The sequence below is a fragment of the Nocardiopsis coralliicola genome (assembly GCF_054779695.1).
In genome coordinates, this window is record NZ_BAAGXT010000058.1 from 1 (window position 1) to 19,768 (window position 19,768).

Consider the following 19,768-nt stretch of genomic DNA (forward strand, 5'->3'; position numbering starts at 1 on the left):
GCACCGCGGCGAGCCGGCGGCGCCTCCCGCGGCGCCGGACGAGGCGCCGGGGTCCGCCGGCCCCGCCGAAGCCGGCGGGTCGGACGGCCGGCCGCGGGGGGCGGGCCCCGCACTGCACTGAGCTGCCTGCCGCCGCGCACGCCCCTCCCCGAGGCTTGCTCCGCGAAGCTGCCAGCGCCGGAGAACGCGCGCCGCCGCGTGGGCCGCGCGGGTTTGGCCGCTGCCCCGGGAGAACGCCCGCACGCGGGTAGGGCGGGCGCCCCGCGGGTGGGCGGAGTACCGCCTCCGCACGGGGGCGCGGCCGGGGGCCCTCGGCCAGCGGAGCCCCGTCTCCGCGGCCGAACGGGGGCGGCCCCCGGCCGGGAACCGCCCGGAGTTCAGGGCGTGCACGCACCACGCCAACAGCGGTCCAATATCCGGCCCCGGACGTTTGCAGCGGGAGCGGCCCGGGCAGCTGCACCAATGAGGTCGGAACCCGCGGCCTGATCCCACCGCGGCGCAGTGATCGAAATGCATCACCGGGCGCGCCGCGCACGACGCCGGATCATTCCGGCGCGCATCGATCAAAGGCTGTCTGATGTATCGAGCCAATGGGGAAACCGGAGAATTGCCGGCCGATCCGAAAAGCGTGCGGAGTTCGCGCTTCGCCGACGCCGATCCGGATACGGGGGAGAGCGTCGAGGAACTGATCGAGCGCCTTCCGCGAACCGGCGGAGAACCAGAGTCCGACGACGTCAAGGAGCGTATCGTGCGCCTCTCCCGGCCGCGCGCGGAGCGGGAGGCGCGCCGCTTCCGGGGGAAGGGCGTCGCTGCCGAAGAGCTGTACCAGATCGCCATGCTCGGCGTGGCGAAGGCGATCCGGGGCTTCGACGCGGAGTTCGGCGGTTCGTTCTACTCCTATATGCTCCCCACCGTCTCCGGGGAGATCAAGAAGCATTTCCGCGATTATATGTGGGTGGTCCGCGTATCGCGGGACCAGCAGACGCGCCGCAGCGAGTACAACCGCTTCACGCTCGAATACATGCAGCGGCACGGAAAGGAGCCGTCGCAGCGGGCGGTGAGTGAGCACATGGGGCTCAGCCCGCGCGAGGCCGGCGACATGATGAACGCCAGCGCCGCCTACTCGCCGCTGTCCCTGGACAAGCCCGCCGAGGCGGCCTCGGACGAGGGGATCGGAGCCCTGCACGAGCGGCTCGGCGCTCCCGATGCGCACCTGCGCGAGGTCGAGGACCGGCGGACCGTCGTCGCCGCGCTGCGAACCCTGCCGGACCGTGAGCAGAAGGTGGTCGCCCTGCGGTTCTACGCCGAGCTGAGCCAGGCCGAGATCGCGCCGATCGTCGGCTGCTCCCAGGTCCACGTCTCCCGGCTCCTCGCCCGTGCGCTGTCCTCACTGCGCGCCTGCGTCGCCGGCTGAGCGGCGCTGCCGCCGGCCGCCGGCCCCCGGGGCCGGCGGCCGGCGCGGCCCGGCCCCGCGGCGGCAGTTCCGGACCGCTTCCCGGGCCCGGTGCACGGTCAATCCGGCGCACCGGGACGGAACAGCACCTTGGCCATGCCGGGCGACTTCCGCTGGAAGGCGGCGTAGGCGGAGGGCGCGTCGGCGAGCGGCAGCCGGTGCGTCGCGAAGGAGCCCACGCCGAGCGGGTCGTCGTCGCTGAGCAGGGGCAGGATCGCGTCACTCCACCGCCGGACGTTGGCCTGCCCCATGCGGAACGTCAGCTGCTTGTCGAACATCTGCAGCAGCGGCAGCGGGTCGGCCGTGCCGCCGTAGACACCGGAGATCGACACGGTCCCGCCGCGGCGGACGGCGGAGATCGCGGTGGACAGCGCCGACAGCCGGTCCACGCCGGCGGTCTGCATCAGCCCGCGGCCCCACGCGGCCGGCAGCATGGCCGCGGCGCGCTGCGCCCCCTCGGCCACCGGCGCGCCGTGCGCCTCGGTGCCGACCGCGTCGATCACGGCGTCGGCACCGCGGCCCGCCGTCCGGTCCGCGACCTCCTCGACCACCCCCGCAGGGCCGAGCTCCTCGAGGTCGAGGACTTCGACCCCGCGGCCGGACGCCCGCTCCAGCCGGTCCGGCACCAGGTCCACCCCGAAGACCCGGCCGGCGCCCCGGTGCAGGGCGATCCGCGCCGCCATGTCGCCGATCGGGCCGAGGCCCAGCACGGCGACACTGCCGCCCTCCGGGACGTCGGCGTACTCGACCGCCTGCCACGCGGTGGGCAGCACGTCGGAGAGGTAGACGAACCGGTCGTCGGGCGGCCCCTCGGGCACCCGGATCGGTCCGTAGCCGGCGTGCGGCACGCGCAGGTATTCCGCCTGCGCTCCGGGCACGCTGCCGTACAGCCGGGTGTAGCCGAACAGGGCCGCGCCCATGCCGTGCTCGCGCACCTGCGTGGTCGCGCACTGCGTCGGCAGGCCTTCGGTGCAGAACCCGCAGTGGCCGCAGGCGATCTGGAAGGGGACGACGACACGGTCGCCCACCGACAGGCCGGCCACGTCGGTCCCCACCTCCTCAACGATCCCCATCGGCTCGTGGCCGAGAATGTCGCCCGGCGTCATGAAGGGCGCCAGCGGTTCGTACAGGTGCAGGTCGGAGCCGCACAGCCCACTCGACGTCACCGAGATCACCGCATCGGTCGGCTCCTGGATCCGCGGATCGGGCACCTCCTCGACCCGCACGTCGCGCCGTCCGTGCCATACCGCTGCCTTCATCGCTCCCCCTCAGTGGCCTCGTATGCCGCCGGCGCTCCGGGCGCTGCAGCGCCGGTGAACGCTCCACGGTCCGGCTATCCGGCCGGCGGCCCGCCCATACCCCTCGGCCCCGGCCCCGGGTGTATGCCGGGTGCGCGCCCCGGGTAGCGGCCCCGGCCGGCCCGGACTGCGGTCCGGGAGCGCCGAGCTAGGCGAGGAGGGGCTGTGCCCGCAGAACCGAGTGACGCCAAAGACTGCGACCTGGAGCGGGCCCGATCCGGCGGAACGGGGCCGCTGACGACCGACACCGGAGTTCCCGTCGACCACACCGACGACTCCCTGCAGGCCGGCGAACGGGGGCCGACGCTCCTGGAGGACTTCCACTTCCGGGAGAAGCTCACCCACTTCGACCACGAGCGCATCCCGGAGCGCGTCGTGCACGCGCGCGGGGCCGGCGCCTACGGCCGGTTCCGCCCCTACCGGTCGTTCGCGGACCTCACCTGCGCCCGGTTCCTCAGCGGGCCCGAGGCGGAGACACCGGTGTTCGTCCGCTTCTCGACGGTGGCCGGGTCGCGCGGATCCGCCGACACGGTGCGCGACGTGCGGGGGTTCGCCGTCAAGTTCTACACCGACGAGGGCAACTTCGACCTGGTCGGCAACAACATGCCGGTCTTCTTCATCCAGGACGGCATCAAGTTCCCCGACTTCGTGCACGCCGTGAAGCCCGAGCCGCGCAGCGAGATCCCGCAGGCGCAGTCGGCGCACGACACGCTCTGGGACTTCGTCGGGCAGCAGCCCGAGACGATGCACATGATCATGTGGCTGATGTCGGACCGGGCCCTGCCCCGCAGCTACCGGATGATGCAGGGCTTCGGCGTGCACACCTTCCGCTTCGTCGACTCCGGCGGGCGCGGCACTTTCGTGAAGTTCCACTGGAAGCCGCTGCTCGGCACGCATTCGCTGGTGTGGGAGGAGTGCCAGCGGCTGCAGGGCGCCGATCCCGACTTCAACCGCCGCGACCTGTGGGACGCGATCGAGGCCGGCCGCTTCCCGGAGTGGGAGCTCGGTGTCCAGCTCATCGCCGAGGAGGACGAGCACGCCTTCGACGTGGACCTGCTCGACCCGACCAAGATCATCCCGGAGGAGACCGTTCCGGTGACCCCGGTCGGCCGCCTCGTCCTCGACCGCAACCCCGACGAATTCTTCGCCGAGACCGAGCAGGTCGCCTTCCACACGGCGAACATCGTTCCGGGCATCGACTTCAGCAACGACCCGCTGCTGCAGGCGCGCAACTTCTCCTACCTGGACACCCAGCTGATCCGGCTGGGCGGCCCCAACTTCCAGCAGCTGCCGGTGAACCGCCCGGTCGCGCCCGTCGACCACGACCAGCGCGACGGCTACGGGCAGCACCGCATCCACCGCCGCCCCACCGCATACACCCGCAACACGCTCGGCGGCGGCTGCCCGGCGATCGCCTCGGAGGGCGTGTTCCGCCACTACCAGGAGCGCGTCGACGGCCCGAAGATCCGGCGGCGCAGTCCCAGCTTCGACGACCACCACACCCAGGCCGGCCTCTTCTACAACAGCCTCGCCGACTGGGAGCGTGCGCATCTGCAGGCCGCCTTCCAGTTCGAGCTCGGCAAGTGCACCGACCGCGGAGTCCGGGAGCGCGCCGTCGCCCAGATCGCCCGGGTCGACCGCGAGCTCGCGCAGAACGTGGCCGCCGCGGTCGGCGTCGAGGCAGAGGATGCGGGGCCGGGCACTGCGGCCACCGCGGGCTCCTCGCCGGCGCTGAGCCAGTCGGGTGCGCCGTCCGACACCGCGGCCACCCGCAGTGTCGCCGTGCTCGCCGCCGACGGCGCCGACCTGGAGGGCCTGCGCCCGCTCCTGGACGCCCTGCGCGCGGCGGGGGCCGGCGCCGAGCTCGTCGCACCGGCAGAGGGTCCGCTCCGCACCGCCGGCGGTGAGACGGCGGACGCCGACCGCGCGCTTCCCACGGTGCACTCGGTCGTCTACGACGCAGTGGTGGTGCCCGCCGGATGCCTGGGCGGCCTCGCCGGGAACGGGCGCGCGCTGCACTTCGCCTCGGAGGCGTTCCGCCACCACAAGCCCGTCGCCGCGCTCGGTGACGGGGTGGACCTGCTCGCCCGCCTCCCACTCCCCGACCTCGCCCTGGCCGGGGAGGGAAGCGGTCCGGTCGCCGACCAAGGCGTCCTCACCGCGCGCCCGACCGCCGACACGGCGTTCGCGGAGCACTTCCTCCGGCTGCTCGCCGGCCACCGCGTCTGGGACCGCGCCACCGCTGCGGTCCCCGCCTGAGGGTCCCGCGACGGCCCCGCAGCCCCGGCAGGAGCGGACCCGGAGGGGGACGGAGCACGGCGCCGATACCGCAGCGAGCAGGACCGCTCGCTGCGCCGAGCGGGAGGGAGACGGCATGGACCGCGAACACCGGAGGGACGACGATGCTCCGCTGGCCGACCGGCGGCCGCCCGACCAGGCTGCGGACCCGCCGAGCGGCGGAGAGGAGATCGCCGCCGAGGACACGCCGTCGGAGACCGACCCGCCGAACCGGCCGGGCGGCGACCGGCCACCGGACGAGAAACCCGAACCGCCCACCCGCGCCTGAGCGGCACCGCAGGCAACCGCGCCCGCAGGGGTATGCACTGCCAGCCGCGACCGCGGGCTACCGACCGCGAAACGAGAGGGGACCGACATGGCAACCACGGCACGCGAGATCATGACCGCCGACCCGCGCTGCATCGGGACCGACGACACTCTGGCCAAGGCCGCGGAGTTCATGGCCCGGGACGGCGTCGGTGCGCTACCCGTCTGCGGACAGGACGGCAAGCTCAAGGGCCTCATCACGGACCGCGACATCACGGTGCGCGCCGTCGCAGAGGGCAAGGACCCCGCCACCGCGACCGCCGGCGGGCTCAACCAGGGCGAGGCGGTGACCATCGGCGCCGACGATCCGGTGGAGACGCTGTTCCAGACGCTGGTGCGGCATCGCGTCAAGCGCCTCCCGGTCATCGACGGAAGCACCCTCGTCGGCATCGTCGCCATGTCCGACGTCGCCCGGGTGCTCCCCGAACCCGACACCGGCGACCTGGTCGCCGCGCTCAGCGCGGAGTAGCGGTGCCGCCGCGCCGGCCGCAGCCGGCCCCGGCTGCTGATCCGCAGCCCGAAAGCGCAGTGGCGGTGCACCTGCCCGGGTGCACCGCCACTGATCGCGTTCTCCGCCGAAGGTCAGCGCCAGCCGAGGGCCGGGGCGACGTGGCGGAGGATGCTGTCGAGGATGTGGGCGTTGTAGTCCACGCCGAGCTGGTTGGGGATGGTGAGCAGCAGCGTGTCGGCGGCGGCGATCGCCTCGTCCTCGGCCAGGTCGCGGATGAGCTGGTCGGGCTCGCCGGCGTAGGTCTTGCCGAACCGGGCCGGACCCTCCTCGAGGAAGCCGACCTGGTCGGTGCTGGACCGGTCGCGGCCGAACAGCCGGTGATCGAGCTCGTGCACCAGCGGGAAGATGCTGCGGCTCACCGAGACGCGCGGCTCACCCGGGTGCCCGGCCTCCTGCCACGCGGCGCGGAAGCGCTCGATCTGCTCGGCCTGCAGCCGGTGGAACGGGACGCCCGTGTCCTCAGTGAGCAGCGTCGAGCTCATCAGGTTCATGCCCATCCGGGCGGTCCACTCGGCGGTGGCGCGCGAGCCGGCACCCCACCAGATGCGGTCGCGCAGGCCGGGCGAGTGCGGCTCGATCCGCAGCAGCCCCGGCGGGTTGGGGAACATCGGCCGCGGGTTGGGCTCGGCGAACCCCTCGCCGCCGAGCACCTCCAGGAAGCGGGACGTGTGCTCGCGCGCCATGTCGGCGTCGGTCCCGTCCGCCGGCGGCTGGAACCCGAAGTACCGGTAGCCCTCGATGACCTGCTCGGGTGAGCCGCGGCTGATGCCGAGCTGGAGCCGGCCGCCGGCGATCAGGTCGGCCGCGCCCGCGTCCTCGGCCATGTACAGCGGGTTCTCGTACCGCATGTCGATGACGCCGGTGCCGATCTCGATCCGGCTGGTGCGCGCGCCGATCGCGGACAGCAGCGGGAACGGCGAGGCGAGCTGGCGGGCGAAGTGGTGCACCCGGAAGTAGGCGCCGTCGGCCCCCACCTCCTCGGCGGCGACCGCCAGCTCGATCGACTGCAGCAGCGCATCCGACGCCGTCTTCACCTGCGACTGCGGCGACGGCGTCCAGTGCCCGAAGTTGAGGAATCCGATCTTCTTCACGGTGACGACAACACCCTTCCCTGTGCGGTATTCCGCCCCGCCCGGAATGTGGGGCGGAGTACTCGACGAGGGGAAAGAGGCCGGGGAGTCAGGTCATGCCGAGGACGAGTTCCTTCCAGGGGCCGTCCGCGGTGAGCCAGCGGGGGACCATCTGGACGGGGAAGGGGTACTCGGTGGTGAAGACGTCGCCCCCGTGGACCTGGGCGGCCTCGTGGGTGCCGTCCTGCAGCCGGAATTCCAGGATGCACGTCTTCTCCGCGGAGGGGGTGATGATCCAGTACGACGCGATGCCGAACGCCGCGTACTCGCGCCGCTTGGTGTGGTTGTCCCGGAAAACACTCTCCGGCGATACGACCTCGATGGCGAGGACGGGAGGCGTGGCGGAGTACTCGTTGTCCTCCGGCAGCCCGGCGGGAGAGAAGACCGCGAGGTCGGGGATGCGGTACCGGGTGCGGGCCGTATTCATGACCACCCCCGTGCCGGGCAGGATCTCCGCGCCGTCCGGGCAGGAGGACTCCAGCACCCAGGAAAGCCGCTGCTCGGCGCGGCCATGGCGCGGTTTGGGGGAGGGAGACACGTCAAGCCTCCCGTCGGCCAGCTCGTAGCGCCGCCCGTCGTCCGGGGTGTTCTCCAGATCGTCCACGGTGCGGGGACCCGGGTCCGACGTGCTGGTGGCCATGGCTGCCATGATGCCTCCCCGGGTTCATGCGCACCAGTATTCGAACGCGCGTCCGGGCGCGCAGAGCTAGCCGGAGATCTCGTTCAGCCAGTCGCCGTCGGCGGTGAGCCAGTGGGGAACGATCTGCACAGGGAACGGAAACTCGGTCACGAAGGTCTCCTGCCCGTGGACCCGGGTGACCTCGGTGTAGGTGCCATCGTCCAGACGGAACTCGATGATCCCCGTTTTTTCGGCGGAAGGGTTCACGATCCAGTAGGACTCGATTCCGAACTCGGCATACTCGCGAAACTTGGTGTGATTGTCCCTGAAGACGCTTTCGGGGGAGACGATCTCCACGGCGAGCAGCGGTGGACGCGTCAAGTACGGCGACTCAGAGTCCTTCTGCCGGATTACTGCCAAGTCGGGGATGCGGTGGCGCGTGCGCTCCGCATTGAGGCTGACTCCCGGTCCGCTGAGGACGGTGTACTCGCCCGGGGCAGCGCTGGATGCGGCGAGGGCCAGATAGGCAGTGAGCCGCGAATCGATCAGCGTGTGCAGGAAGACCGGTGCGGGAGACACGTCAAGCCTCCCGTCGGCCAGCTCGTAGCGCCGCCCGTCGTCCGGGGTGTCCTCCAGGTCGTCCACGGTGAGGGGACGCGGGTCCGACGCGCTGGTGGCCATGGCTGCCATGATGCCTCCTCGGGTTCATGCGCACCAGTATTCGAACGCGTGTCCGGGCGCGCAGAGCTAGCCGGAGATCTCCGCGGAAAACCCCGAATCAGCGGGGATCTGGAATTCCGGGTCCGGGCACAGCGAAGCCCGGCAGAGTCCGCCGGAACCTCTGCCGGGCTGAGTGCCGCGTAGGCCGTCCCTACTGGAGGCCGATGCCCTCTTCGGACTGGATGTCGATGACCGAGCAGCCCTCGGGCGCGATGCCGCTGGTGGCGAGCGCGTCGACGCAGACCGGGATGGAGATGTTCTGGACGTCGGCGTTGTTGTCGGCCGAGGCGGTGCCGGCCATCGCGCCCAGGGCGAGGGCGGTGGTGGCGAGGAGGCCGGAGACGGTGGCGAAGCGCTTCATGGGTTTCCCTTTCAGACAGCTGTGGTTGCGCGGACGCGGTGTCCGCGCGGAGTGACGATGCGTAGCCGGCCTGCCGCGAGCGGAGGCCGTTGCGACCCGGGTGCAGGGGACCTGCCCCCGCGTCTGCGGCCGCGCCGGAGCGGGGTCCGCCCGGCCGCTGCGGCCTACTGGTGGCCGATGCCCATCTCTTCCTGGACGTCGATCACGGAGCAGCCCTCGGGGGCGACGCCGCTCGTGGCGAGCAGGTCAACGCAGACCGGCACGGAGATGTTCTGGACGTCGGCGTTGTTGTCGGCCGAGGCGGTGCCGGCCATCGCGCCCAGGGCGAGGGCGGTGGTGGCGAGGAGGCCGGAGACGGTGGCGATGCGCTTCATGGTCTTCCCTTTCGGACAGGCTGTAACTCGCGAACATGTCGTCCGCGAACAGTAACTTACGGTAGCGGAAGCGCTCCGTGTGGTGAAACCCCGAAGATGGGCGTGGTTTCTTCGTGTCCCTGTTCCGAGCGGGGCGCCGAGCCTCCCCGCCGGTCCGCGGCCGGAGGACCGGTGCATCCCGACACGGCGAAGGGTCCGCGCGCCGAAGGCACGCGGACCCTTTCGGTCACGCTCATATTTGGTTCTGCACCGCCCGGACCCGCGGCCGCAGCACCGGGACGCCGCTGTGCGCCCAGACGGCGCCAGCGCCGCTCATGGACGCAGGGGCGTTCACGCTGCAGCCCGCGTCGGCGGTTGCCGGCCGGCTACCAGCCCTGCTGCTCCCGGTTGCCGCGGTCGGCTACCAGCCCTGCTGCTGTCCGTATCCGGGGTACTGGTGGCCGTATCCCGGCTGCTGGTGCCCGTAGCCCGGCTGCTGCCCGTAACCGGGGTACTGCTGCTGCCCGTACCCCTGCCCGTACTGCTGGCCGTAACCCTGTCCGTATCCCTGCTGCTGGCCGGACTGGTACTGGTAGGCGGCGTAGGGGTCCTGGGCGCCGCTGGCCTGCTGGTAGGCCTGCTGCTGGCCGGTTGCGGGCTGCGCCGGCTGCTGGGCGTCGGCCGCGGCGGCAGCGTCGCCGGTGGCGGCGGTGCCGGGCCGGAAGAGGCACAGGTGCGAGGTGCCGGTCTCTTCGTCGGGGGCGGGGATCATCTGGTCCAGCGTCCAGCCGGCCTCCTCGATGCCCTCGAGGATGCGGGTCAGGCCGGGGCGGACCTTGCTCGAGCCCTCGTCGTAGCTGTTCACGTCGAGCCGGACGATGAACATCCGGCGGTTCTGCTGCGCAGCGACTTTGGCGTGCTCGACGACGGTGCTGTCTCTCACGACCTGCGTGACGCTCATGAAAACCGTACCTATCTGCCGTTGGGGGCGCCCGTTCGGCCGCGGGCGGCGTCCCGACCGACGCGTCAGGGGCGGCCCTGCAGGGCCGCCCGCGTCCCATGATGCCCGGAAAGGGCCGTGTCTGCCACGGGTGGCCGAAGGCTGCCGCTCTCCTCATCACCACCGACGCAGCGGGGCGCTGCCCGGTTGCGTCGGGCCGGTGCCCGCCCGCAGTGCGGCGCGCACCGGCCCCGCCCCCGCTGCTCGGAGCGCGGGTGCGGGGCCCGGAGGCGCGCGGCGGGCGCGGTGCCCGCCGTTCGCGGTGTGCCGGGCGGGCGGTGGACCTGGCTGCCTCAGCCGGCCGCGGCGGCGCTGACCGCCTCGGCCACCGGGGTGTCGCCGGCGACCAGGTCCAGGCTGCGGCCGACCGTGCCGGCGGCTCCGTCGCCGAGCAGCACCTCGGCGATGACGGCGGCGACGTCGTCCCGCGGCACCGAGCCGCGCTCGGCCTGCGCAGCGAGCAGGACGCGGCCGGTGCCCTCCTCGTCGGTCAGCCGGCCGGGCCGCAGCACGGTCCAGTCGATGACCTCACCGCGGGAGCGCAGGTCCTCGTCGGCCTGCCGCTTCGCGTCGACGTAGGCGGCCCAGGTGGGGTCGGACCCCTCGGCGGGCCCGTCGTCCACGCCGATCGCCGACACCATCACGTAGCGCCGCACACCGGCCAGCGAGGCCGCGTCGGCCAGCAGCACGGCGGCGTCGCGGTCCACCGACCACTTCCGGTCGGGGCCGCTGCCCGGCCCGGCGCCGGCGGCGAACACCACCGCGTCGGCGTTCATCAGCCGCTCGGTGACTTCGGTGGCGGTGGCGGTCTCCAGGTCGAGGACGACCGCCTCGGCGCCCGCGGTGCGGACGTCGTCGATGTGGTCGGGGTTGCGGATGAGGGCGACGGGCGCGGCCCCGCGGTCGGCGAGGATCCGCTCGAGCCGCAGGGCGATCTTGCCGTGGCCGCCGGCGATGACGATACGCATGCCTGCAGGCTACGCGTCCTGCGGGCGCTCCTCCTGCTGCCCGGCGGCGGGTGCGGCGGACAGGTCGTCGCGCAGCACCCGCTTCAGCAGTTTCCCGCTGGCGTTGCGCGGGAGGTCGTCGACCATGCGCACGCTCTTGGGCACCTTGAACCCGGCCAGATGCTGGCGGGCGAAGCCGATCAGGTCGTCCGCCGCCACCCGCGACTTCGGCACCACCACCGCGGTCACCGCCTCGCCCCAGCGCGCGTCGGGCAGCGCGATCACCGCCGCCTCGGCGACCGCCGGATGCCGGTAGAGCACCTCTTCCACCTCGCGCGAGGCCACCTGCACGCCGCCGGTGTTGATGACGTCCTTCAGCCGGTCGACGATGGTGAAGTAGCCCGCTTCGTCGCGCACCGCCAGGTCGCCGGAGTGGAACCAGCCGCCGCGGAACGCCTCCGCGGTCTCCTCCGGCTTCTCCCAGTAGCCCGTGCACAGCTGCGGAGAGCGGTAGACGACCTCGCCGGCCTCGCCCGGTGCGGCGTCGGTCCCGTCCTCGCGGACCACCTTCGCCTCGACGAACAGCACCGGCCGCCCCGCCGAGTCGAGCCGGCCGGACACGTGCTCCTCGGGCCGCAGCACGGTGGCGAGCGGCCCGATCTCGCTCTGCCCGAAGCAGTTGTAGAAACCGATCCCGGGATGGGTGCTGCGGATCGCCGACAGCACCTCCACCGGCATCGCCGCCGCCCCGTAGTAGGCCTTGGCCAGCCCGGACAGGTCGCGGTCGGCGAAGTCGGCGCGGCCGCTCAGGCCCAGCCACACGGTGGGCGGCGCGAAGAACGAGGTGGCGCCGTCCTCCTCGATCCGGCGCAGCACCTCCTCGGGCTCCGGAGCGTCGATGAGGTCGTTGCGCGCGCCGGCGAGCAGCCCCGGCAGCAGGAAGACGTGCATCTGCGCCGAGTGGTAGAGCGGCAGGGCGTGCAGGATGCGGTCGTCCTCGGCGATGTCGAGCGCCGCGATGCTGCTGGCGTACTCGGCGACCAGCGCCCGGTGCGTCATCATCGCGCCCTTCGGCCGCGACGTGGTGCCCGAGGTGTACAGCAGCTGCACGAGGTCGGTGCCGGTGACGCCGGCGTCACCCAGGCCGGGCGCGTGCGGGTCCCGGGCGACCTCCAGCGCCGACTCCAGCGCGCCGCGCAGCGCGAGCACGTCGCGGGCCGGGATGTCGGCGCGCACCTCCTCCACGGCTCCGGCGAGGTGCGGGTCGGCCAGCACGACGATCGAGCCGGACTGGCTGAGGATATAGGCGAGCTCGTCCCTGCGCAGCGCCGGGTTGACCGGCACGTGCACCAGCCCCGCGCGGGCGCAGGCGAGGAACCCGATCAGGTAGGCGTCGGAGTTGCCGCCGAACGCGGCGACCCGGTCGCCGCGGGTCAGCCCGAGGCCCAGCAGCCAGGACGCCACCCGGTCGACGCCGGCCTCCAGTCCCCGGTAGGTCCATTCGCGGTCCGCGTAGCGCAGCGCGGTCCGCTCGGGGGTGCGCGCCGCGGTGCGGCGGACCGCTCCGTCCACCGTGCTCGCCCTGACGGCCGTGTCCTGCTCGCTCATTGCGCCCTCCCGCTGCCCGCTCACCCGGTCGCCATGGCAGCGCCGCCCGCCTCGCCCTCAGAGGGGACGGCCGCTGAGTGACCCACGTCATACCCAACCTAGAGTGCGCGGGCGGGCGCTCGCCAGTGGCGTCCGTCCCGATTCGCACACCGGGTGCGGTTCCGCCGGTGCGCCGCACCGCCGGCCGACGGTGCGGCGCACCGCGCGCAGCCGGGGCCGGACCGCGGTGCGGTCCGGCCCCGGACGGGTCCTTCCCGGAGCTACGCGTGCACCGTCCAGGTGTCCGGGCCGGCGAGGAGCGCGGCGAGGTCGCCGCCGCCCTCCGCTGCGCGGGCCTGCTCGATCTGGGTGTTCAGCGACGCGTCGTAGCTCGGCCGCTCGACGTCGCGGAAGACCCCGATCGGGACGTGCGCGAACGCCGGATAGTCCAGCCGGGAGAGCGCAAACGCGTAGCCGGGGTCCTCCCGGTGCGCGTCGTGGCGGACCAGCGCCTCCTCGCCGGCCTCGGCCGCGTCGACCACCTGCAGCCCGCCGTGGGAGCCGGCCACCACGCCGCGGTCCGGGCCGATCCGCAGCGGTTCGCCGTGCTCCATCCGCAGCAGCCGCAGATCGCGCTCTCCGGCGTCCTTGAGCGGCGCGAACGCGTCATCGTTGAAGATCGGGCAGTTCTGGTAGACCTCCACGAACGACGCGCCCTGGTGGTCGGCGGCCGCCCGCAGCACCGACGTCAGGTGCTTGCGGTCGGAGTCGATCGTGCGGGCCACGAACGACGCCTCGGCACCCAGCGCCAGCGACACCGGGTCGAAGGGGTGGTCCAGCGAGCCCATCGGCGACGACTTGGTCACCGTCCCCGGACCGGAGGTGGGCGAGTACTGCCCCTTGGTCAGGCCGTAGATCCGGTTGTTGAACAGCAGGATGTTGATGTTCACGTTGCGCCGCAGCGCGTGGATCAGGTGGTTGCCGCCGATCGACAGCCCGTCGCCGTCTCCGGTGACCACCCACACCGACAGGTCGGGCCGGCTCGCCGCCAACCCGGTCGCGATCGCCGGCGCGCGGCCGTGGATCGAGTGCATCCCGTAGGTGCTCAGGTAGTAGGGGAAGCGGGACGAGCAGCCGATGCCGGAGACCATGACGATGTTCTCCCGCGGCACCCCCAGCTCCGGCAGGAAGCCCTGGAACGCGGCGAGGACCGCGTAGTCGCCGCAGCCCGGGCACCACCGGACCTCCTGGTCCGACTTGAAGTCCTTCGCCTTCATCGCCGCTGCCGCGGGGTCGGCCCGCGGGACCAGCCGCAGTCCGCCGAAGCCGTCGGCGAGGCCGGAGCCGTTCGCTCCGCCGCCCGATCCGTTCGCTGCTCCGTGCACGTGCTCATTCGCCATCGACGGCCTCCTGGATGACGCCGGCGAGCTCCGCCGCCTTGAACGGCAGCCCGTGGACCTTGTCGTAGCTGACCACGTCGACGAGGTAGCGGCCGCGCAGCAGCAGCGCGAGCTGGCCGAGGTTGATCTCCGGAACCAGGACGCGCCGGTAGGAGCGCAGCACGTCGCCGAGGTTTCCGGGGAAGGGGTTGAGGTGGCGCAGGTGCGCCTGCGCCACGCTGCCGCCGGAGCGGCGGACCCGCCGCACCGCCGCGGTGATCGAGCCGTAGGTGCCGCCCCAGCCCAGCACCAGCACATCGGCGCCGTCCGGGTCGTCCACCTCCAGCGGCGGGACGTCGATCCCGTCGACCTTGGCCTGGCGGGTGCGCACCATCAGGTCGTGGTTGGCGGGAGAGTAGGAGATGTTGCCGGTGCCGTCGGCCTTCTCGATGCCGCCGATCCGGTGCTCCAGGCCCGGCGTGCCGGGCACCGCCCAGGGGCGGGCCAGGGTCTCCGGGTCGCGCCCGTAGGGCAGGAAGCCGTCCCCGCCCGCGCTGTCCGGTGCGGCGTGCTGCACCGACAGGTCCGGCAGCGCCGCGGTGTCCGGCAGCCGCCACGGCTCGGAGCCGTTGGCCAGGTAGCCGTCGGAGAGCACGATGACCGGGGTGCGGTACACCGTGGCGATCCGGGCCGCCTCGATCGCGATGTCGAAGCAGTCCGCGGGGGAGCGCGGCGCCAGCACCGGCACCGGCGACTCCCCGTTGCGGCCGAACATCGCCATCAGCAGGTCCGCCTGCTCGGTCTTGGTGGGCATGCCGGTGCTGGGCCCGGCGCGCTGCACGTCGACCACGATGAGCGGCAGCTCGGTCATCACCGCCAGGCCCAGCGTCTCCGCCTTCAGCACCATGCCCGGCCCGGACGTCGTGGTGACGCCCAGCGAACCGCCGAACGCCGCCCCGAGCGCCGCACCGACGCCGGCGATCTCGTCCTCCGCCTGGAACGTGCGCACGCCGAACCGCTTGTGCCGGGACAGCTCGTGCAGGATGTCGGAGGCCGGCGTGATCGGATAGGAGCCGAGGAACAGCGGCAGCCCGGTCAGCCGGGATGCCGCGATCAGGCCGTAGGACACCGCGAGGTTGCCGGTGATGTTGCGGTAGGTGCCGGCCGGCAGCCGGGCCGGCCGCACCTCGTAGGAGACGGCGAAGTCCTCCGTCGTCTCCCCGTAGTTCCAGCCGGCGTGGAACGCGGCCAGGTTCGCCGCGAGGATCTCCGGCTTGGCCGCGAACTTCGCCTTGAGGAAGCCCTCCGTGCCCTCGGTGGGCCGGTTGTACATCCAGGAGAGCAGCCCCAGCGCGAACATGTTCTTGGCGCGCTGGCCGTCCTTCTTGGAGACGTCGAAGCCCTCCACCGCCGCCATCGTCATCGATGTCAGCGCGACCGGGCTCACCTTGTATGCGGACAGCGATCCGTCGGTCAGCGGGTCGGCGGCGTAGCCGACCTTGGCCAGGCTGCGCTTGGTGAACTCGTCGGTGTTGGCGATGAGTGTCGCGCCGCGCGGCAGGTCCTCGAGGTTCGCCTTGAGCGCGGCGGGGTTCATCGCCACCAGCACGTCCGGGGCGTCGCCCGGCGTCATGATGTCGTGGTCGGCGAAGTGGAGCTGGAAGCTGGAGACGCCCGGAAGCGTCCCGGCGGGGGCGCGGATCTCCGCGGGGAAGTTCGGCAGGGTGGAGAGGTCGTTTCCGAACGACGCCGTCTCCTGCGTGAAGCGGTCGCCTGTCAACTGCATGCCGTCGCCGGAGTCACCCGCGAAGCGGATGACGACCCGGTCGAGGCGCTCGACCTGTTTGGTCACTGAGATCGCCGACCTCCTCGGCGCGCCGGCGGACACCGCCGGCCCGGTTGACGTCAGTGGGGACCTGGTCGGTCGGCCCCGCGGTGCTCGGCGCGCTCCGCGGAACCGGCGCCCAGGGGGCCACGCCGGCGCACGGGACGGTCGCCGCCGCCGCATGCACGGGCCCCGGTGGCGGTCAGGGCCGACACCGGGTGCTGCCGTCGCGTGCGAGATCCACGTGCCGGTGCCCGCCGGCGCGGACCGGCGGTGCCATGGGCAGAGTGATTACGGCCACGTTGGCAACTATAGGCGGCGGGCGCCCGGCGACCGGGGGTGGGTGTCCACAATCACAGTCGCACCGCGGCGGTGCGCGGCTCCTCCGGTCCGCCCCGGGCGGCGGTTCCGGGACAGGGCCGCCCGGCTCCGCCGAGGCAGCCGGCGGACGGCGGCCCGGGAACGCATTGCACCGAGTCGCGCGTTCATCCCGGTGGACGCCCGAACCAGCCCGTATGCGCCCCGAACGCGTGCGGGCCGACCGACGGTGAGACCCGAGGAGCCCCGTGCTGCGCAACCCGATCCGCGTCGCCGCGCTGCTGATCGCAGTCGCGGCGGTCATCGTGCTGCTCGGGAACGCGGCCGGCGGGCAGGACGGCCTGCAGCTCGGCGTGGTGATCGTCCTCGGTGTCGTCGGCCTGATCCTGTTCTTCGGCGACTCGCTGACGCTGCGCGCCATGCGGGCCCGGCCGGTCGGCGAGTTCGAGCAGCCCGACCTCTACCGGGTGGTGCGCCAGCTCGCGACCGACGCGCGCCAGCCCATGCCGCGCCTCTACCTGTCGCCCACGCCCGCCCCGAACGCGTTCGCGGTCGGGCGCAGCCCGCGCCGGGCCGGCGTGTGCGTGACCACCGGTCTGCTGCGCCTGCTCGACGAGCGGGAGCTGCGCGCCGTCCTCGCCCACGAACTCGCCCACGTCCGGCGCCGGGACACCCTGGTCGGCTCGGTCGTGGTCGGGCTGGCGACCATCATCACGTCGCTGGCGGCGCTGTCGCTGCTGCTGCCGCTCGGCGACGGCGACGACGACGGCCCCGGTGCGGTGGAGGCGCTGCTCTTCCTGGGGCTGGGGCCGCTCGCAGCGATGGTGATCCACGCCGGCGCCGGGCGCGCCCGCGAGTTCCGCGCCGATGCCGACGCGGCCGCGCTCACCGGCGACCCGCTCGCACTGGTGTCGGCGCTGCGCCGGATCCAGGTCGGCGCGCGCGCCTGCCCGCTGCCGAGCGAGCGGCGGCTGCTCGCCGCCGGGCACCAGATGATCGCCAACCCGTTCCCGCGCTCGGGCATGTGCCGCCTGTTCGACGCCCACCCGCCCATCGACGAGCGCATCCGCCGCCTCAAGGCCCTCGACGCCCGCTGGCGCCTCGGCGACCTGTAGGGCGCGTGTGGCGGGCACCTGTCCTGCTGCGCGTCGCCCTGGCACGCCCCTCGCGGCGTTCTCCTTAGTCGACAGGGAAAACCCGCCCTGACTCCTTCGTCGGCCTTGCGATGGGTGTGCCAGGACACCGCTCGCGACGGACGCCGTCCGCCACACGCGCCCTGGGCGCGTTGGGCGGGCACCTGTCCTGCTGCGCACCGCTCCGGCACGCCCCTCGCGGGGCTCTCCTCGGTCGGGGAGGCGAGGAGGAAGAGCGGCCCGCCCCCGGCTCCGTCGCCGGCCGTGCGGGTGCGCCCGCTGGCACCGCCCTGCCGCCGAGGCCGTCCGCCGGATACGCCGGGCCGGGCACGGCAGTGCCCCCGCGCCCGTGGCGGGCGGCGGGGGCACTGCGGGCCCGGAGCGGCGCGGGGCTGCGAATCCGCAGCCGCCGGAGCGCGCCCTAGCGGTAGTTCACGAACTGCAGCGCAATGTCCAGGTCCTTCTCCTTGACCAGGTTCTGCACGGCCTGCAGCTCGTCCTTCTTCTTGGAGCTGACGCGCAGCTCGTCCCCCTGGATCTGGGCCTTGACGCCCTTGGGGCCCTCGTCCCGGATCAGCTTGGAGATCTTCTTGGCGTCCTCCGAGGTGATCCCCTCCTTGAGCGGGATCGGGAGGCGGTACTCCTTGCCGGACGGCTTCGGCTCGTCCGGGACGTCCAGGATCTTCAGGGAGACGCTCCGCTTGATGAGCTTCTCCTTGAACACCTCCAGGGCCGCCTTCACGCGCTCCTCGGAGTTGGCCTTGACCTCGACGCCCTGCTCGCCTGACCAGGAGACGACGGCACCGGTGCCCTTGAAGTCGAACCGCTGGGACAGCTCCTTGGCGGCCTGGTTCAGAGCGTTGTCGACCTCCTGGCGGTCGAGCTTGGACACGATGTCGAAACTGGATTCAGCGGCCACGTGCGCTCACGCTTCCGTTCGTCGGCGTTGTCGTCGTTGCTCGGGGGTGTCCGGCCGAGCTTAGCCGCGTCCCGCCCCTGCGGTGCGGGAGCAGCGGGCCGCGCGGAACCGATTCGCGTGCACTCCGGGCGTGGGCTATGATCGTTCCTGCGCCGCGGCCGAGAGGCCGCCGCACTTCAGGCAGGTTGCCCGAGCGGCCAAAGGGAGCAGACTGTAAATCTGCCGGCTCAGCCTTCCAAGGTTCGAATCCTTGACCTGCCACCCGGCGAACGCCCCCGGTCCACTGGACCGGGGGCGTTCTCATGCCACAGGCCATGCGCCGCCCGCCGCAGTCCGGTCCCGCCGCGATCCTGAGCCCGGCGGCGCGAGTGTGCCGCGCGGAGCGGCGTTCACCCCTCGCATCAGCGTGCGCAGCGTGACCGTTTAGCGCATGTCCGAAACTGCAATCCCGCCTCCCCGCACCGGGGGCGCCGGTGGCGGCCCTGCTCTGCGGCTTCCGTGCGGCCGTTCGGGCCCGCGCTGCCGCGCCCGAAAGCGGGCGCCGATCCCGCTCCGCCGGTTCTGCCCGGAAAGAGAATTCCCGCCCCCCGGCTCCGCGCACTTCGGACATAGCCCCCCGACTGCGCCGGTGCCATTCCCGCGCTTTGCCGATGATTGACGCGAAAATGCCCGAAACGCGGCTCGGGATTTCCTTGTTTCGGCGTTGACAAAATACGCTCCGTAGCCCGATGATTACGGGAGTCCACCGCGAGAAGGCGCGGTCGCCGCGCCTTTTTCATCCGCCTCCCACGGGCACTTTTCCGGAGGAATCTGCAATGAAGAAGCTGACCGCTGCCGGCCTGCTCGCCGGCGCCGCGATGGGCGCCGTTCTGATGGCCGCCCCGGCCCAGGCCGACGACCAGCAGTTCAACCAGAACCTGCAGGTCGTTCCCGTTCAGCTGTGCAACACGAACGTCGGCGTCCTCGGCGCTGCCGTGCCGATCCTGTCGCCGCAGACCACCGGCGACTGCACCAACGGCCCGGTCTCCACGAACATCGACTAGTTCCAGCAAATCGGGCAATAAGTCCGAACCTGCTGATTCTCGTCGCACATTCTTTGATTATTCTGAATTCACTGGGAGTTCCTATGTTCCGCAAGATCACCGCTGCCGGCCTGCTCGCGGGTGCCGCGATGGGCGCCGTTCTGATGGCCGCTCCGGCCCAGGCCGACGACCAGCAGTACGGCCAGAACCTGCAGGGCGTGCCGGTGCAGGCGTGCAACACCAACGTCGGTGCGGCCATCGGCCTGGCGGTGCCGGTGCTGTCCCCGCAGACCACCGGCGACTGCACCAACGGCTCCATCTCCACCAACATCGACTAGGAGTCTTCCGGACATGCGCAAGATCACCGCTGCCGGCCTGCTCGCCGGTGCCGCGATGGGCGCCGTTCTGATGGCCGCTCCGGCCCAGGCCGACGACCAGCAGTACGGCCAGAACCTGCAGGGCGTGCCCGTCGAGCTGTGCAACACCAACGTCGGTGCCGCCATCGGCCTCGCCGTGCCGGTGCTGTCCCCGCAGACCACCGGCGACTGCACCAACGGTGCCGTCTCCACCAACATCGAGGACTAGGACC

At 72.5% G+C, this 19,768-nt stretch carries 20 protein-coding genes and 1 tRNA gene; 9 read left to right on the forward strand and 12 right to left on the reverse strand.

Features of this window, described 5'->3' with window-relative positions; genetic code table 11:
- The first annotated feature begins 628 nt into the window (after window positions 1-628).
- Window positions 629-1,414: a sigma-70 family RNA polymerase sigma factor gene (locus ACYVGT_RS25560; RefSeq protein ID WP_460862960.1), complete on the forward strand. Its 786-nt coding sequence runs from the start codon at window positions 629-631 to the stop codon at window positions 1,412-1,414.
- A gap of 98 nt (window positions 1,415-1,512) precedes the next feature.
- Here the strand turns inward: ACYVGT_RS25560 and ACYVGT_RS25565 are convergent, their stop codons facing one another.
- Window positions 1,513-2,712, reverse strand: a complete 1,200-nt coding sequence (locus tag ACYVGT_RS25565) for an alcohol dehydrogenase catalytic domain-containing protein (protein WP_460862961.1) — start codon at window positions 2,710-2,712, stop codon at window positions 1,513-1,515.
- A gap of 204 nt (window positions 2,713-2,916) precedes the next feature.
- Here ACYVGT_RS25565 and ACYVGT_RS25570 point away from each other — a divergent pair, with 204 nt between their 5' ends.
- From ACYVGT_RS25570 to ACYVGT_RS25580, 3 genes are all read left to right on the forward strand, one after another.
- On the forward strand, window positions 2,917-5,010 hold the full coding sequence (locus ACYVGT_RS25570) for a catalase (protein ID WP_460862962.1): 2,094 nt from the start codon (window positions 2,917-2,919) through the stop codon (window positions 5,008-5,010).
- A 115-nt stretch (window positions 5,011-5,125) separates the two neighbouring features.
- Window positions 5,126-5,317, forward strand: coding sequence for a hypothetical protein (locus tag ACYVGT_RS25575; protein WP_460862963.1), 192 nt, complete (start codon window positions 5,126-5,128; stop codon window positions 5,315-5,317).
- An 87-nt stretch (window positions 5,318-5,404) separates the two neighbouring features.
- Entirely contained in the window at window positions 5,405-5,824 is a 420-nt protein-coding gene (locus ACYVGT_RS25580) for a CBS domain-containing protein (RefSeq protein WP_460862964.1), read from the forward strand.
- A gap of 113 nt (window positions 5,825-5,937) precedes the next feature.
- Here the strand turns inward: ACYVGT_RS25580 and ACYVGT_RS25585 are convergent, their stop codons facing one another.
- The 10 genes from ACYVGT_RS25585 to ACYVGT_RS25630 form a co-directional block, all read right to left on the reverse strand.
- Window positions 5,938-6,957 (reverse strand): LLM class flavin-dependent oxidoreductase, encoded by a 1,020-nt coding sequence (locus tag ACYVGT_RS25585; protein ID WP_460862965.1) that lies wholly within the window; start codon window positions 6,955-6,957, stop codon window positions 5,938-5,940.
- An 88-nt stretch (window positions 6,958-7,045) separates the two neighbouring features.
- Window positions 7,046-7,645: a Uma2 family endonuclease gene (locus tag ACYVGT_RS25590; protein WP_460862966.1), complete on the reverse strand. Its 600-nt coding sequence runs from the start codon at window positions 7,643-7,645 to the stop codon at window positions 7,046-7,048.
- Window positions 7,646-7,702: 57 nt separating this feature from the next.
- Window positions 7,703-8,305 carry a Uma2 family endonuclease gene (locus tag ACYVGT_RS25595; RefSeq protein WP_460862967.1) on the reverse strand — a complete coding sequence of 201 codons (603 nt, stop codon included), beginning with the start codon at window positions 8,303-8,305 and terminating at the stop codon, window positions 7,703-7,705.
- A gap of 181 nt (window positions 8,306-8,486) precedes the next feature.
- Window positions 8,487-8,696 (reverse strand): hypothetical protein, encoded by a 210-nt coding sequence (locus tag ACYVGT_RS25600; protein WP_460862968.1) that lies wholly within the window; start codon window positions 8,694-8,696, stop codon window positions 8,487-8,489.
- A 164-nt stretch (window positions 8,697-8,860) separates the two neighbouring features.
- The gene (locus tag ACYVGT_RS25605; RefSeq protein WP_460862969.1) at window positions 8,861-9,070 is read right to left on the reverse strand and encodes a hypothetical protein; all 210 of its coding nucleotides are present in this window, start codon (window positions 9,068-9,070) and stop codon (window positions 8,861-8,863) included.
- A 400-nt stretch (window positions 9,071-9,470) separates the two neighbouring features.
- A complete protein-coding gene (locus ACYVGT_RS25610) occupies window positions 9,471-10,010 on the reverse strand; it encodes a hypothetical protein (protein WP_460862970.1) in 540 nt (179 codons plus the stop codon).
- Between the two features lie 332 nt (window positions 10,011-10,342).
- Window positions 10,343-11,017, reverse strand: a complete 675-nt coding sequence (locus ACYVGT_RS25615) for an NAD(P)H-binding protein (protein WP_460862971.1) — start codon at window positions 11,015-11,017, stop codon at window positions 10,343-10,345.
- Window positions 11,018-11,026: 9 nt separating this feature from the next.
- Window positions 11,027-12,604, reverse strand: coding sequence for a fatty acyl-CoA synthetase (locus tag ACYVGT_RS25620; protein WP_460862972.1), 1,578 nt, complete (start codon window positions 12,602-12,604; stop codon window positions 11,027-11,029).
- 260 nt (window positions 12,605-12,864) lie between these two features.
- Entirely contained in the window at window positions 12,865-13,983 is a 1,119-nt protein-coding gene (locus tag ACYVGT_RS25625; RefSeq protein WP_460862973.1) for a 2-oxoacid:ferredoxin oxidoreductase subunit beta, read from the reverse strand.
- A complete protein-coding gene (locus ACYVGT_RS25630) occupies window positions 13,973-15,814 on the reverse strand; it encodes a 2-oxoacid:acceptor oxidoreductase subunit alpha (RefSeq protein WP_460862974.1) in 1,842 nt (613 codons plus the stop codon). Before ACYVGT_RS25630 ends, ACYVGT_RS25625 begins: the two co-directional genes overlap by 11 nt.
- 539 nt (window positions 15,815-16,353) lie before the next feature.
- Here ACYVGT_RS25630 and ACYVGT_RS25635 point away from each other — a divergent pair.
- On the forward strand, window positions 16,354-17,220 hold the full coding sequence (locus ACYVGT_RS25635; protein WP_460862975.1) for a M48 family metalloprotease: 867 nt from the start codon (window positions 16,354-16,356) through the stop codon (window positions 17,218-17,220).
- A 439-nt stretch (window positions 17,221-17,659) separates the two neighbouring features.
- Here the strand turns inward: ACYVGT_RS25635 and ACYVGT_RS25640 are convergent, their stop codons facing one another.
- Entirely contained in the window at window positions 17,660-18,157 is a 498-nt protein-coding gene (locus ACYVGT_RS25640; RefSeq protein WP_460862976.1) for a YajQ family cyclic di-GMP-binding protein, read from the reverse strand.
- Window positions 18,158-18,336: 179 nt separating this feature from the next.
- On the opposite strand from ACYVGT_RS25640, the gene ACYVGT_RS25645 reads away from it, so the two are divergent.
- The 4 genes from ACYVGT_RS25645 (at window position 18,337) to ACYVGT_RS25660 (ending at window position 19,764) form a co-directional block, all read left to right on the forward strand.
- Window positions 18,337-18,418: transfer RNA gene (locus tag ACYVGT_RS25645), tRNA-Tyr, on the forward strand.
- Between the two features lie 554 nt (window positions 18,419-18,972).
- On the forward strand, window positions 18,973-19,200 hold the full coding sequence (locus tag ACYVGT_RS25650) for a hypothetical protein (RefSeq protein WP_460862977.1): 228 nt from the start codon (window positions 18,973-18,975) through the stop codon (window positions 19,198-19,200).
- A gap of 83 nt (window positions 19,201-19,283) precedes the next feature.
- Complete coding sequence (locus tag ACYVGT_RS25655) at window positions 19,284-19,517, forward strand: hypothetical protein (protein ID WP_460862978.1); 234 nt, start codon at window positions 19,284-19,286, stop codon at window positions 19,515-19,517.
- A 13-nt stretch (window positions 19,518-19,530) separates the two neighbouring features.
- A complete protein-coding gene (locus tag ACYVGT_RS25660) occupies window positions 19,531-19,764 on the forward strand; it encodes a hypothetical protein (RefSeq protein ID WP_460862979.1) in 234 nt (77 codons plus the stop codon).
- The last annotated feature ends 4 nt before the right edge of the window (window positions 19,765-19,768 follow it).

Bases quoted from the DNA above. Each gene is read 5' to 3' on its own strand.
- ACYVGT_RS25565 (WP_460862961.1), bottom strand. From the start codon at position 2,712: ATGAAGGCAGCGGTATGGCACGGACGGCGCGACGTGCGGGTCGAGGAG.
- ACYVGT_RS25575 (WP_460862963.1), top strand. From the start codon at position 5,126: ATGGACCGCGAACACCGGAGGGACGACGATGCTCCGCTGGCCGACCGG.
- ACYVGT_RS25590 (WP_460862966.1), bottom strand. From the start codon at position 7,645: ATGGCAGCCATGGCCACCAGCACGTCGGACCCGGGTCCCCGCACCGTG.
- ACYVGT_RS25650 (WP_460862977.1), top strand. From the start codon at position 18,973: ATGAAGAAGCTGACCGCTGCCGGCCTGCTCGCCGGCGCCGCGATGGGC.
- ACYVGT_RS25625 (WP_460862973.1), bottom strand. From the start codon at position 13,983: ATGGCGAATGAGCACGTGCACGGAGCAGCGAACGGATCGGGCGGCGGA.
- ACYVGT_RS25615 (WP_460862971.1), bottom strand. From the start codon at position 11,017: ATGCGTATCGTCATCGCCGGCGGCCACGGCAAGATCGCCCTGCGGCTC.
- ACYVGT_RS25605 (WP_460862969.1), bottom strand. From the start codon at position 9,070: ATGAAGCGCATCGCCACCGTCTCCGGCCTCCTCGCCACCACCGCCCTC.
- ACYVGT_RS25660 (WP_460862979.1), top strand. From the start codon at position 19,531: ATGCGCAAGATCACCGCTGCCGGCCTGCTCGCCGGTGCCGCGATGGGC.
- ACYVGT_RS25580 (WP_460862964.1), top strand. From the start codon at position 5,405: ATGGCAACCACGGCACGCGAGATCATGACCGCCGACCCGCGCTGCATC.
- ACYVGT_RS25600 (WP_460862968.1), bottom strand. From the start codon at position 8,696: ATGAAGCGCTTCGCCACCGTCTCCGGCCTCCTCGCCACCACCGCCCTC.
- ACYVGT_RS25655 (WP_460862978.1), top strand. From the start codon at position 19,284: ATGTTCCGCAAGATCACCGCTGCCGGCCTGCTCGCGGGTGCCGCGATG.
- ACYVGT_RS25595 (WP_460862967.1), bottom strand. From the start codon at position 8,305: ATGGCAGCCATGGCCACCAGCGCGTCGGACCCGCGTCCCCTCACCGTG.
- ACYVGT_RS25610 (WP_460862970.1), bottom strand. From the start codon at position 10,010: ATGAGCGTCACGCAGGTCGTGAGAGACAGCACCGTCGTCGAGCACGCC.
- ACYVGT_RS25620 (WP_460862972.1), bottom strand. From the start codon at position 12,604: ATGAGCGAGCAGGACACGGCCGTCAGGGCGAGCACGGTGGACGGAGCG.